This is a genomic window from Stenotrophomonas sp. C-A (genome assembly GCF_054030835.1).
Map to the genome: position 1 here is coordinate 1,158,243 of NZ_CM132916.1, position 12,887 is coordinate 1,171,129.

Consider the following 12,887-nt stretch of genomic DNA (forward strand, 5'->3'; position numbering starts at 1 on the left):
TGTAGAGCCGAGCCCATGCTCGGCTGCGTTCCGGCGCTGCGCACCGCCGCCCGAGCGTGGGCTCGGGCGCTACAGCGGCGCGCAGGGAGGAAGACGTTCAACGGATAGGCGTGAAGCGAATGGCCTGTCCACCGCCCGGTGCCAGCACCAGCGTCAGGGCATCGGCGCTGGTCACCTCCCGGGTTTCTCGTGCGAACGCGAACGGGTTGCTGCGGAAATCAGCGCCGTCACCATCGCGGTAGATCTCTGCGCGATAGCGCACGCCGGGTTCCAGGAAGCCCAGCGACACTGGCAGTACGCGGCCGTGTTCATCGGTGATGCTGCCGAGGAACCAGTCGCGGCTGTTGCGGTCGCGGCGCACGATCGTCACGTAGTCGCCTACTTCGCCATCGAGCACGCGGCTCTGCTCCCAGTCCACCGCCACGTCTTCGATGAAGCGGAACGCCTCGCGATGCTGCAGGTAGTGCTCGGGCAGGTCGGCGGCCATCTGGATCGGGCTGTACAGCACCACGTACAGCGCCAGCTGGCGGGCCAGCGTGCTGGGAATGGCCTGGCCGTGGCGGCCCTTCAGGCTGAGGATGCCGGGGGTGTAATCCATCGGCCCGGCCAGCATGCGGGTGAACACCAGATTGACCTCATGCTCCGGCGGGTTCGGCGGTTGGCCCCAGGCGTTGTACTCCATGCCGCGTGCGCCTTCGCGCGAGATCCAGTTGGGATAGGTGCGGCGCAGGCCGGTGTCCTTGATCGGCTCATGCGGGTTCACCGACAGATGGCGGCGCGCCGCTTCCTGCACCACCTTCAGATGGTGGCGGGCCATGAACTGCCCGTCATGCCACTCACGCCACAGCGGGCCGCCGGCCGGATTGCGGCGGTCGACCTGGCCATCGTCGCAGACGTAGCCGGTCTTGAACTGGTCCACGCCCAGCCGTGCGTACAGGTCCAGCGCAGCGCCCAGCTGATCCTCGTAGTGCTCGATGGCACAGCCGGTTTCATGGTGGCCGATCAGATGGACACCCTTTTTCAGGCCATACGCGGACAGCGCTTCGATGTCGAAATCGGGCGTGGCACGGGTGAAATCGAAGTCGTAGCCATTGCCCACCCACATGCCGTCCCAGCCCGGATTCCAGCCTTCCACCAGCACGCCACGGAAGCCGTGCGCGGCGGCGAAGTCGATCACCTTCTTCGTCTTGGCGGTGGTGGCCGCATGCTTCGGCCCGGTCGCCCAGCTCTCGTTGTCCAGGTGCATCGACCACCACACCCCGAGGTACTTGGCGCGCTTCACCCAGCTCACGTCGCCCAGCGCATTGGGTTCGTTGAGGTTGAGGATCAGGTCCGATTCGATCAGCCCACCCGCGCGGTCAGCAACCTGCAGCGTGCGCCAGGGTGTGGCGAAGGGGAGGGCACGGCGCACCTTCCAGCCTTCGGCCGAGGGCGAGAGCTGCGCGCGCAGGCGCTGGCCCTCGGTGCGGCGCAGCCACATGCCGGCGTAGTCCACCAGCGCAGCCTCGTGGATCGCCACGTGCAGGCCATCGCGGCTGCGCAGGGTCATCGGCGTATGCACCAGCGGCACTTCGCGCAGCGGCGTGCGCTGGTAGAGGTATTCGTAGTGGATCGGTTCGCCGGCCGGAATCCACCAGGCGGTCGATTCGGGCGCGATGGCGAACTCGGTCAGCTCGTCATCGATGATCGCCTCGCGCAGGTTCGGTTGCTCAGGGAACACATAGCGGAAGCCGAGGCCGTCGTCGTAGACGCGGAACACCACATCCAGCCGTCGCTTGCTGCCGGTGGTTTCGGCCAGCTGCACGGTCAGCTCGTTGAAGTGGTTGCGGGTGAGCCGGCGCTCGCCCCACGGCTGCTCCCAACTGTCGTCGACGCTGCGCCGCTGTTGGCCGAGCAGGGCGAAATCGCGGTCCAGGCGGCCATCGCGCAGGGCGAAGCCGAGCTTCGAATCCTCCACCACAGGCTCGCCGAAACGCTCGACGCGGTAGCGGGCGGTGCCGCCGTCCAGCACGAGACTGACCTTGAGTATCTTGCCCGGTGACTCGACGCTGGCCACCTGCGGCGCGGCCTGCGCCAGCGTGGCCCAGGCCAGCAGGGCCAGGCCGAGCAGGTGCGCGATTGCCGCGCGTACAGCAGTGTGTGACATCGGCATTTCCCCTCCCAAGGCGCCGTTGGCAGACCCGGACCATAAGCCAGCGCAGCAGGCGCGCTACCGCGTGGCGCCATGAATACGTATGCAGCTGGACGCAGCCGACAGCCCCGCGTCTACCATGGGGCCAAGGCACCTTGAGGGAGGGGCCGCGCCCGCCCGCCGGCAACGACGGTGCGGACCTACAACGCGTGCAGAGAGGGAGGGAGGCCGACGGGCGCAAGCCGGTCCGCCGCTTCGATGCTGAAGATCATTTGCCTGACCGCTGCCCTGGGGGCAGCGCTGGGATCGACCGCGCAGGCGGCCGACCTGCAATTCGATGGCCGCCATGCGCGTGCCGAAGCCGCTGCCAACGGCAGCTTCGTGCTGCATGCGCCGAAGGGTGAGGTGCGTATCGCGCCGATGCCGATGCGCAGCCAGACCGGCAGCGTGATGTTCGATGCGTTGTTCGCGCTGGCCCAGCAGGAGATGGACCAGGACCGCGTGGACGCGATCCGCGATCCTGCGTTCGACGAAGGCCGGCCGGTGCCGTGCGAGTGTTTCCAGACCGGCGCACGCTGGCCCTACGTGTGGACCCGCGATGTCAGCTTCGCTGCCGATCTGGCGTTGGCGCGGCTGGACCCGCAGCGCACCCGGCAGTCGCTGCAGTTCAAGCTGTCGGCGGCGCGCGACGGGCACACGCCCGGCCTGTTCGTGGCGCAGGACACCGGTTCCGGCGGCAGCTGGCCGATCAGCAGCGACCGCGTGGTGTGGTTCCTGGCGGCACGCCACCTGCTGGAGGATCGCGCGTTTTCCGAGCAGGTCTGGCAGGCACTGCAGGGCACGCTGGCGCAGGACCGCGCGATGGTGTTCGACGGGCAGATGGGCCTGTACCGCGGCGAGACCTCGTTCCTGGACTGGCGCGAGCAGACCTATCCGGACTGGACCCGTGAGGATGTGCGCTTCATCGGTGATTCCTACGCGCTGTCCACCAACGTGCTGCACTACCAGGCGCTGCGCCTGGCCGAGCGGCTGGCGGCCCAGCGTGGTGACGCCCGTGCGGCCAACTACAAGGCCTGGGCCGACGCGCTGGCGCAGCAGATCGATGCGCGCTTCTGGCGCGAGGACATCGGCCAGTACATGAGCTACATCGGTGAAGCCGCGCATCCGGTGCCGTATGCCAAGGTGGATCTGCTCGGCCTGTCACTGGGCATCCTGGCCGACGTGCTGCCGCCCGAGCGTGCGCGCCGTGCGCTGGCGGCGTACCCGATCGGGCCGGCCGGCAGTCCGGTGGTCTGGCCGCAGGAAGCACAGCAGCCGATCTACCACAACCGCGCGATCTGGCCGTTCGTCAGTGCCTACTCGCTGCGTGCGGCGCGGCAGCTGGACGATGCGCCGCGCATCGCCGCAGAGATCCGCTCGCTGATGCAGGGCGCCGCGCTGGCCGGTTCCAACATGGAGAACTACGAGCTGGTCAGCCAGGCCGTGCATGTCGAGGAAGGCGCGCTGAGCGGCCCGGTGGTCAACTCCGAACGGCAGCTGTGGTCGGTGGCCGGCTATCTGTCGATGGTGGTCGAAGGCGTATTCGGTGTGCAGGACGATGGCCGCGTGCAGCCCAAGCTGCCGGCCGTGCTGGTGCCGGAACTGTTCGGCACGCATCCCCGTATCACGTTGGAAGCCAACGGCAAGCGCTATGTGCTGGAGCGCCCGCAGAACGTGGGCGATGGCCTGCTGGTGGCCGGCAGAACCACCACGCGTGGCAGCACCACGACGGTGCAGCTGGTCGCCGCCCCGGCAGCAACCGGTTTCGCTGCCACGACTGCGGATGCCAACGCGCGTGCGCCGGCCACGCCGGTGGCACCGCAGGCCCTGCGCAAGGGCGCGGGTTGGAACGTTGCGGTGGCAGCCGATCAGGTGCTGTGGAAGGACGGCAAGGCGGTCACCGACAGCAACGGCGTGGCGCGCATCAGCGACGATGGCCTGCAGCATTGCCTCAGCCTGACCCGGCGCGAAGGCACGTTGGAATCGCTGCACAGCTCGATGCTCTGCGTCGGTCCGCAGCAGGTGCTGAAGGGCGAGGATCGCTGGCAGTTCACCTCGGCCAAGGCCGGGCAGGTGCGCCTGCGCCTGCAGTACCGCAACCCGAACGGGCCGATCAACACCGGCGTCACGGCTGCGGTCAAGCAGCTGGCAATGCAGTGCCCGGGCCAGCCATTGCAGCGGCATACGGTTGCGATGCCGCACAGCGTGGCCGTGCAGGACTCGACCTCTGCAACGTTCGCTGTGCCCAAGGGGCCGTGCACGGTCACGCTTGAAGAAGGCTTCAACATGAGCGCGCTGCAGCATTTCGCGCACTACACCGGCGGAAAGGGCGGGCGCGACGGCGTGCTCAACCAGGCGCAGGTGCAAGCGTTGAAGGTGACGCAGGTGGCGGCGGAAGAGGACGCACGATGAATCGTCCCGCCAAGCCACAACTGTCGTTCTGGCAGATCTGGAACATGTGTTTCGGCTTCCTCGGTATCCAGTTCGGATTCGCCCTGCAGAACGCCAACGCCAGCCGCACCTTCGAGACGCTGGGCGCGGACATCGACGCGGTACCAGGATTGTGGATCGCCGCGCCGCTGACCGGCCTGCTGGTGCAGCCGGTGATCGGTTACCTGTCCGACCGCACCTGGACCCGCTGGGGGCGCCGTCGTCCATACTTCATGATCGGTGCGGTGCTGACCACGCTGGCGCTGCTGGTGATGCCGAACTCGCCGACGCTGTGGATCGCGGCCGGTACGCTGTGGGTGCTGGATGCCTCGATCAACGTATCGATGGAGCCGTTCCGCGCTTTCATCGGCGACCAGCTGGCGCCACGCCAGCGCCCCACCGGCTATGCGATGCAGAGCTTCTTCATCGGCGTGGGCGCGATCGTCGCCAGCTTCCTGCCGTTCATCCTCGCCCATTTCGGCGTCGCCAACACGGCCGCTGCAGGTGAGGTGCCGGACACCGTGCGCTATGCGTTCTACTTCGGCGCGGTGGTGCTGCTGGCGGCGATCACCTGGACGGTGGTCAGCACCCGCGAATATTCACCGGCGGAGCTGGCCGGGTTCGATGATGCCGAGCCGCCGGCACATCACGCAGCGGCGACGATCAGCGGTCCGGCGCCCTGGGCGCGGGTGGCCGTATGGCTGGGCCTGGGCGTGCTGCTGGCGGTGCTGATCGCGTGGCGACAGGGCGACAGGATGCTGTACGTGCTGGCGGGGCTGTGTGCAGGCTACGGCCTGCTGCTGGCCGTGGCCCGCGTGCTGCCTGGCACGCATATGCTGGCCGCCATCGTCGGCGACCTGCGCGCGATGCCGGTGACCATGCGGCGGCTGGCCTGGGTGCAGTTCTTCTCGTGGTTCGCGCTGTTCGCAATGTGGATCTACACCACTGCGGCGGTGGCCGGTGTCCACTTCGGTTCGGACGACCCGAAGACGGCGGCCTACAACGAAGGCGCCAACTGGGTGGGCGTACTGTTTGGCGCCTATAACGGTTTCGCCGCGTTGGCGGCGGTGCTGATTCCACTCATGGTGCGTGCGATCGGCCTGCGCTGGAGCCACCTGCTCAACCTGTGGCTGGGCGGTGCCGGGCTGGTCTCGCTGATGTTCATCCGCGACCCGCACTGGCTGCTGCTGTCGATGGTCGGCGTCGGCTTCGCCTGGGCGTCCATTCTTTCGCTGCCTTATGCACTGCTGTCCGACAGCGTGCCGGCGTCGAAGATGGGTGTGTACATGGGCATCTTCAATTTCTTCATCGTGATCCCGCAGCTGGTCGCGGCCAGCGCGCTCGGCTTCGCCCTGCGTACGTTGCTGGGTGGCCAGCCGATGCATGTACTGGTGCTGGGCGGCTGCAGCCTGTTCATCGCCGGCCTGTGCGTGTTGTGGGTTCCGTCCCGTCCGGAGGTGGTGTGATGCGTGGTGCGCTGTCTGTTGCTGTTTCCCTGGTGCTGGCCGGCCACGCGGCGGCCGCGCCGCGCCCGGACTATGTGGGCACCACCGAGCCGTTCGCCAGCGATGCGGTGTACTTCGTGGTCACCGACCGCTTCGTCAACGGTGACCCGTCCAACGACCATCGTGACCAGGGTGGCAAGCACCGCACCTTCGATATTCCGGTGCCGTGCCCGGACAAGGTGGACGGCAATATCGGCTACCTCGGCGGTGACTTCCGTGGCGTGCTCGACAATGCGCAGTACATCCGCAACCTGGGTTTCGGCGCGGTGTGGATCACGCCGATCGTGGATAACCCCGACGAAGCTTTCACCGGCAGCAAGCCGATCAGCTGCACCAGCACGCTGACCGACCGCGGCAAGACCGGCTACCACGGGTACTGGGGCATCAACTTCTACAAGCTTGATGAGCACCTGCCCAGCAGGGACCTGGACTTTGCCGGACTGACCAAGGGCCTGCACGGTGCTGGCTTGAAGGTCGTACTGGATATCGTGGGCAACCACGGCTCGCCGGCCTGGACCATGCCGACGCGGCAGCCGCAGTTCGGCCAGATCTTCGACAAGGACGGAAAGCTGATTGCCGACCACCAGAACCTGCCGCCGCAGAAACTGGATCCGAAGCACAACCCGCTGCACGCGTTCTACAACAACATCGGTCCGGTCGACGGCAAGGACGGTTCGATCTTCGACGGCAATCTGGCCGAGCTGTCCGACTTCAACCAGGACAATCCGGCGGTAATGGACTACCTGGTGGGTGCCTACCTGCAATGGACCGCGCAGGGCGTGGACGCGCTGCGCATCGACACCATCGGCTGGCTGCCGCACCCGTGGTGGCATGCCTTCGTGAAGCGCATCCGCGCCGAGCACCCGGGCATGTTCATGTTCGGCGAAGCCTTCGACTACAACGCGGCGACCATTGCCGAGCACACCTGGCCGGCCAACGCCAATGTCAGCGTGCTCGATTTCCCGCTGCGCGGCGCACTGGAGCAGACCTTCGGCACCGCCGGCAAGGGCTTTGAAACGCTGGCCGAGCCGCTGCACCTGAGCGGTGGCCCGTACGCCAACCCGTACGAGCTGATGAGCTTCTACGACAACCACGACATGCCGCGCCTGCAGGCCAGCGACAGCGGTTTCATCGATGCGCACAACTGGCTGTTCACCGCGCGCGGCATTCCGGTGGTCTATTACGGCTCGGAGACCGGTTTCATGCGTGGCCGCGCCGAGCACGCCGGCAACCGCGCCTACTTCGGCCAGCCGCGTGTGGATGCGGCGCCGAAGAGCCCCATCTTCGCGCCCCTGCAGCGTATCGCACGACTGCGCGAAGCCACCCCGGCGCTGCAGCGCGGCCTGCAGGTGAACGAGCGGCTGAAGGGTGATGAGGCGGTGTTCTTCCGCGTGCTGCAGCAGGGCGAGGTGGCGCAGACCGCGCTGGTGCTGCTGAACAAGGGCGACCAGGCCAGGAGCTTCACCGTGGCGCGTTACGTCCAGGCTGGCCGCTGGCGTGATGCGCTGGACGGCGGTTCGTTGCAGGTGGATGCCTCCCTGAAGGCCGAAGTGCCTGCGCATGGCGTGAAGGTGTACGTGCTGGATGCCGCCGTGCAGCAGCCGGCGCTGCAGGTCGAGCTGGACAAGGCGATGACCGACCAGAAGGCTCGGGACCAGCGTCTGGGACGGTGAGGGCGCCGCCGGGCATGGCCCGGCGCTACCGCTCTGGTGGGTGCCAACCTCGGTTGGCACGCTCTTCGAGCAGTCGAGCAGGCTCGACCCTACAATAGGCCCCCCTCACGCCCTGCCGTACCGCCATGACCGACCTCGCCCCGCAGACCCCGATCGAAACCCTGCTGAAGGCGGCGATGGACGGGGCGGTGCCGATCCGCGCCTTCATGGAGGCCTTCGTCGCTTCCGAGGTAGTGCTGCTGACCGGCAGCCTGGTCACGCCCGACGGCAGCGGCTTCGACCCGCTGCTGTTCGACAAGCAGGGCACCCTGCACGTGGCCGTGTTCACCGATCCATCGCGGGTGGGCATCTACAGCCAGCAGGCCCAACACCAGATCCGCTGGTTGATGCTGGACGTGCTGCGCCGCGTGCCGGGGGGCTACGGCGTGGTGATCAACCCGGGCACTCCGCTGGGCTTCGAGATCTCGCCCAGCGGAATCGGCGAAATCCTCAAGGATTTCGCCCAGGGCTGATTGTCCTGTAGAGCCGAGCCCATGCTCGGCTGCCTTTCGCACAATGCCCGCTCAGTCGAGCACGGCTCGACGCTACAGAAGGCTTCCTTTTGAACGCCGTCCGTGATCCCCTTGGGCGACATCGGGATCGAGGCTTGGTCATGGAGTTCAGGGTATTGCCTGCCGACGCAGCGGAACGACAGCAATTGGCCCAGTGGTACCACGCCCAATGGGGCCAGGACGCCGGCCTGACACTGGAACAGGAACTGCAGCGGCTCAATCCGCCGCAGGATGCCGAAGGTTTCCCGCACCTGATCGCTGCATTCGATGGCGGTCAGGTGGTTGGCGCAGTCCAGCTCAAGCGCCGGGAAATGCAGGCGTTCCCACAGTACGAACATTGGCTGGGCAGCGTGTTCGTGGCCGACAGCCATCGCGGGCGTGGGCTGGCTGGCGCGCTGGTGGAACAGGCAGCGGCGCAGGCGGTGCGGATGGGGGTTTCCGAGTTGTATCTACAGACCGAAGCGCTGGATGGCGGCCTGTACGCTCGGCTGGGCTGGAAGCCGCTGCAGGAAGCCGACAACCGCAGCTATCGCGTGCTGGTGATGGTGCGCAGGTTGGCCGCATGAGCGCATCCACATCGCGCCATTCCCGCTCCGCACTGATCTTCCTGATCTCAGCGATCGCTGCAGCGCTGGTGTCCATGCCCCTGCTGCGCGCGGTGGGCATGGTGCTGTGGCCGGTGTTCGTCATTGCCTGGCTGATCAACCTGGGCGCGGCCTGGCATCTGGCCCAGTGGGCACGCCAGCAGGGCCGTTCGGCGTGGGCGTTCGGGTTGCCGGCAGCGTTCGGTACCGTCGCCTCCATCGTGGTCTATGTGCTGCTGGCATTGCTCGGGCCGAAGGCCCAGGTGCACTGAATTTTCGCGGCTGCCGTGGACAATGTGCCGAGCATGGCTCGGAACTACAGCAAGGCCGAGCCAAGCCCGCACGTGCTGCGTGGAGCGCCGGCGCACAGGCCGGCCCCCCGTTGCCTCACATCGTCACCTTGCGCCGGTTGTCGTCGCTCACCCGGTCGATCAGCTTGTTATACGGATCGAAGCCCGCTTCATCCGGCTTTTCATCCACGGTCACCGTGATCTTCGGATTGGCGCTGGTGATGTGATGACGCTGCAGGTACAGCACTTTCTGGTCGCGTTCCTTGCCTGAAGGCCCGTTGGCGAACACGCCGATCTCGATCCAGTCCTCCATCTTCCCGTCGCTTTCCTGGCCCTTGCCGTCGGCATATTGCTTGGCAGCATGCAGGTCAAGGGTCACGTCGTAGCGGCCGTCATCGCGCTGGCGGGCGCTGGCGACCATCACCCGGTTGTCGTAGAAACTGATCTTCTCGAACAGGTCGGTAACCAGCTGCTGGCGGTCGGCCGGGGTCTCGGCGCGGATGTAGGCCAGCAATTCGCGCGAGGTGGTGTAGGGCGGTTGCTGGTAACCCTTGTCCTGCAGGAAACGCTTCAATGCCCGGTTAAGCGCCTGCTCGCCGATCTCCTCGCGCAGCCGGTAGAACACCAGCGAACCCTTCTGGTAGTGGATGTACTGCTGGTTCTCCACACGTTCCAGCGGCTGTTCCTCGATGGCCTCGCCACCACGCCCGGACAGGTAGCCGTCCAGTTCGCGCTTGAGGAACTGGCGCATGTGCTGGCGGCCGTACTCCTGCTCCATCACCATCAGTGCCGAATACTGCGACAGCGATTCGGACAGCACCGTCGCGCCCTGCACGTTGGCACCGATCACCTGGTGCGCCCACCACTGGTGTGCGATCTCGTGCGCGGTCACATAGAACACGTAGTCCACCTTGTCCGGGTCACGCAGGTCGGCGATGAAACCGATGGCCTCGGAGTAGGGGATGGTGTTGGCGAACGACTGCGCAAAGCGCGCATAGCCCGGGAACTCGATGATGCGTACCTGGCGGTGCTGGTACGGGGTGAAGTTCGCTTCGTAGTAGGCCAGCGACTTCTGCACCGCCTCGATCATCCGGTCCACGTTGTAGCCGTGCGCCGGGTCGAAGTAGACCTCCACCGGAATGTTCTTGTACTTCGCCTTGCGCACCTCCCAGCGTGCCGACAGATAGGCGTAGAAGTTCAGCATCGGCCGGTCCATGGCATAGCTGAAGCAGCGCCGGCCGTTGACCGTGGTCTCATGCTGGAGGTACCCCGGGGCCAGCGCCACCTGGTCCGGTGCCGTGCAGACCGTGGTGCGGAAGTCGAGCCAGTCGGCATCGTTGGAAATGTAGGTGTTGGCGCGTGCGGCTTCGTCTTCCAGCTTGGGCATGCGCCGCGGCTCGCCCAGGTCGCGCTTGCGGCGTTCGTTGCGGTCGCTGATCTCGGCGCCTTCGTTGTAGCCGAAGGAAGGCAGCACGCGGCTGTTGAAGAACGTGCCGTTGTCCACGATGTTGCTCGGCGCCTGGCCGGCGGTGATGCCATTAGGCTTCTGCACCACCCGGAAATGCACGCTGCGGTTTTCACCCGGTTGCAGCGGTTTCTGCAGGCGGTAGATGCGGTAGCCGAGATCGGCGTCATGCATCGAAAGTGTCTGCCCACCCAGGTCGACCGCGATCAGCTGCTTGTCATCGCCCATCGAGACGTGCACGTCCTGGATCGGCGTGGCGTGGGTGTTGCGTACCGTCCAGTTCGCATCGATCACCATCGACTGCGATTCCGGGAACAGGTCCACGCGGTTGTCCACGGCGACAATGCGTGGTTGCGGCAGGTTGCGGTACTTCGACAGCTCGCGCTCGTAGCGGGCCTGCAGGTCCAGCTGCTGGTCGGGCGAGATGAACTCGTTGCGGATGTTGGTGCTCCAGTACAGCCAGCCGCCCAGGCCGACGAACGCCAGCGCGGCCACCGCGGCGAAGGCGCCGGTCGGACCACGCAGGCGGCGGCCGGCCAGGGCCAGGCGCTGGCGCAGTCCCTGGCTGACACCCCGTACCCAGAAGGCCGACGCCAGGCACATCAAGGTCAGCAGGAACAGGGCCCAGTAGCCCTGGAATGCCAGCTGCCCGGTCAGGAAGTGGCCGTAGCCGTTCATGTCCGAATAGGGTGCGTTGGGCCAGCTGCCGAAGTTGTACAGGTTCTGCGTGTAGTCGAGCATGCCCAGCACACCCTGACCGATCATCACCACGATCAGCAATGCGTAACCGACGAACTTGTTGTTGGTGAGCACCTGCAGCACCAGCGCCAGGCCCCCCATGAGGATGTAGACCACCGAATCCAGCGCCAGGCTGCGCAGGTACAGCAGCGGCTCCAGATGCGTGTAGCCCTTGGCCAGCTGCACGCCCATCGCGGCCACTGCACCGGCCGCTTGGAAGCAGACGATCACCGCCAGCAATGCGGTGAACTTGGCCAACAGCGGCACCCAGTTCGGCACCGGCATGGCATCGGTCACTTCATTGATGCGCGCGCTGCGTTCCTTCCAGACCAGCTCACCGGCGAAGAACAACACGATGATCACCAGCAGCCAGCTGAAGGCGCCCTGCAGCCCCATGATCATCTGCGAGGTGACCGGCCAGATCGAGGTGCCGTACAGGGTCTGCCGGAACAGCGCGCTGGGCAGGAAATTGGCCAGGCCCAGTACCAGCAGCACGATGAACGGCACGCTGCGCAGGACGCCGCGTGTATCGAAGCGCACCTGGCGCAGGAACTGCTGCCACGCGGTGGTGGCAGTGAACGCCGGTACCGTGCGCGGCAGTGTTGCGCGGGTGGGGCGGGCCATGGCGGCTTCGGCAACCGTTTGCGCGTGCCTGCGGCCCCTGCGCCGACGGCCACTGCCGCTGCGTTCGGTACGGAACAACGCGAAGGTGGCGGCGAACAGCGCCGCCGCCACGCCCAGCCACAGGGCGCGGTTGGCCAGCAGATAACCGGCCAGTTCGGGAATGCCGTTGTTGCGTTCGGCGGTGGACCAGTAGCGGATCGTGCGGCCCAGTGCGCGCATGCCCAGCGGTTCGCTCAGCACCGCGATCCACGTGTTGTCGATGTCGCGCAGCAGGGCCGCGCTGGCGCCGTACAGCACCAGGTAGGCCACCAGGCCGATGTAGACCCACAGGATCGAGCGGGTCAGCGCCGCCAGCAGCGACAGCAGCGCGGTGGTGAACAACAGGTTGGGAATGACGATGACTGCGAACGTCCACGCATAGCCCTGCCAGCTGATCGGGCCCATGCGTTCGGGATCGACCCACGGCATGAACGGTGCCAGCCATAGGCCGAACGCGATCAACACGTAGACCAGCAAGCCTGCCGCCAGGGCGGCGGCGATGCGTCCGGCCAGGTAGTCGCGGCGTTTCACCGGGCTGGCGAAGATCAGTTCGGCGGTGCCGAGTTCGAAGTCACGCAACAGCGCGTTGCTGACGAACAGTGCGGTGACCAGCATGCCGAGCAGGGTGAAGATGCCCAGCATCTGTGCAATCACGGTGGGCGCGTTGCTGTGCACGTTGCCGGCGCCACCACCGATCTGCACCGCGTCGCTGGACGCGGCGGCGAAGGCGAGCAGGGCGAACAGCCCGGCCAGCAGCCACAACAGCGGGGAGCGCAGCTGCTCGCGCAGCTCGAAGCGGAAGAAGTTGAGGATCATGG

General features: G+C 66.5%; 8 protein-coding genes. 6 read left to right on the forward strand and 2 right to left on the reverse strand.

The genetic code is table 11. From position 1 onward, the window contains the following. Nucleotides 1-97 precede the first annotated feature (97 nt). Nucleotides 98-2,152, reverse strand: a complete 2,055-nt coding sequence (locus ACW5IY_RS05470; protein WP_049434517.1) for a glycoside hydrolase family 97 protein — start codon at nucleotides 2,150-2,152, stop codon at nucleotides 98-100. A gap of 237 nt (nucleotides 2,153-2,389) precedes the next feature. Between ACW5IY_RS05470 and ACW5IY_RS05475 the strand changes: the two genes are divergently transcribed. The 6 genes from ACW5IY_RS05475 to ACW5IY_RS05500 all read left to right on the forward strand — a co-directional run bounded on the left by ACW5IY_RS05475 (nucleotide 2,390) and on the right by ACW5IY_RS05500 (nucleotide 9,185). Further along, complete coding sequence (locus ACW5IY_RS05475; RefSeq protein WP_049434519.1) at nucleotides 2,390-4,582, forward strand: Six-hairpin glycosidase-like protein; 2,193 nt, start codon at nucleotides 2,390-2,392, stop codon at nucleotides 4,580-4,582. Next, nucleotides 4,579-6,066, forward strand: coding sequence for an MFS transporter (locus tag ACW5IY_RS05480; RefSeq protein ID WP_049434521.1), 1,488 nt, complete (start codon nucleotides 4,579-4,581; stop codon nucleotides 6,064-6,066). Before ACW5IY_RS05475 ends, ACW5IY_RS05480 begins: the two co-directional genes overlap by 4 nt. Then, nucleotides 6,066-7,778 (forward strand): alpha-amylase family glycosyl hydrolase, encoded by a 1,713-nt coding sequence (locus ACW5IY_RS05485; RefSeq protein ID WP_049434523.1) that lies wholly within the window; start codon nucleotides 6,066-6,068, stop codon nucleotides 7,776-7,778. The genes ACW5IY_RS05480 and ACW5IY_RS05485 overlap by 1 nt, the downstream gene beginning before the upstream one ends. Before the next feature lie 125 nt (nucleotides 7,779-7,903). Continuing rightward, complete coding sequence (locus ACW5IY_RS05490) at nucleotides 7,904-8,290, forward strand: SseB family protein (RefSeq protein WP_049434524.1); 387 nt, start codon at nucleotides 7,904-7,906, stop codon at nucleotides 8,288-8,290. A gap of 140 nt (nucleotides 8,291-8,430) precedes the next feature. Further along, entirely contained in the window at nucleotides 8,431-8,895 is a 465-nt protein-coding gene (locus ACW5IY_RS05495) for a GNAT family N-acetyltransferase (protein WP_049434526.1), read from the forward strand. Next, the gene (locus tag ACW5IY_RS05500) at nucleotides 8,892-9,185 is read left to right on the forward strand and encodes a hypothetical protein (protein WP_049434527.1); all 294 of its coding nucleotides are present in this window, start codon (nucleotides 8,892-8,894) and stop codon (nucleotides 9,183-9,185) included. The genes ACW5IY_RS05495 and ACW5IY_RS05500 overlap by 4 nt, the downstream gene beginning before the upstream one ends. A gap of 115 nt (nucleotides 9,186-9,300) precedes the next feature. On the opposite strand, the gene ACW5IY_RS05505 is transcribed toward ACW5IY_RS05500, so the two are convergent. Further along, complete coding sequence (locus ACW5IY_RS05505) at nucleotides 9,301-12,885, reverse strand: ABC transporter permease/M1 family aminopeptidase (protein WP_049434528.1); 3,585 nt, start codon at nucleotides 12,883-12,885, stop codon at nucleotides 9,301-9,303. Nucleotides 12,886-12,887 lie beyond the last annotated feature (2 nt).

What these genes read in the sequence shown, in the direction of transcription:
- ACW5IY_RS05490 (WP_049434524.1), top strand. Translation starts at nt 7,904, where the DNA reads ATGACCGACCTCGCCCCGCAGACCCCGATCGAAACCCTGCTGAAGGCG.
- ACW5IY_RS05470 (WP_049434517.1), bottom strand. Translation starts at nt 2,152, where the DNA reads ATGCCGATGTCACACACTGCTGTACGCGCGGCAATCGCGCACCTGCTC.
- ACW5IY_RS05500 (WP_049434527.1), top strand. Translation starts at nt 8,892, where the DNA reads ATGAGCGCATCCACATCGCGCCATTCCCGCTCCGCACTGATCTTCCTG.
- ACW5IY_RS05480 (WP_049434521.1), top strand. Translation starts at nt 4,579, where the DNA reads ATGAATCGTCCCGCCAAGCCACAACTGTCGTTCTGGCAGATCTGGAAC.
- ACW5IY_RS05505 (WP_049434528.1), bottom strand. Translation starts at nt 12,885, where the DNA reads ATGATCCTCAACTTCTTCCGCTTCGAGCTGCGCGAGCAGCTGCGCTCC.
- ACW5IY_RS05495 (WP_049434526.1), top strand. Translation starts at nt 8,431, where the DNA reads ATGGAGTTCAGGGTATTGCCTGCCGACGCAGCGGAACGACAGCAATTG.
- ACW5IY_RS05475 (WP_049434519.1), top strand. Translation starts at nt 2,390, where the DNA reads ATGCTGAAGATCATTTGCCTGACCGCTGCCCTGGGGGCAGCGCTGGGA.
- ACW5IY_RS05485 (WP_049434523.1), top strand. Translation starts at nt 6,066, where the DNA reads ATGCGTGGTGCGCTGTCTGTTGCTGTTTCCCTGGTGCTGGCCGGCCAC.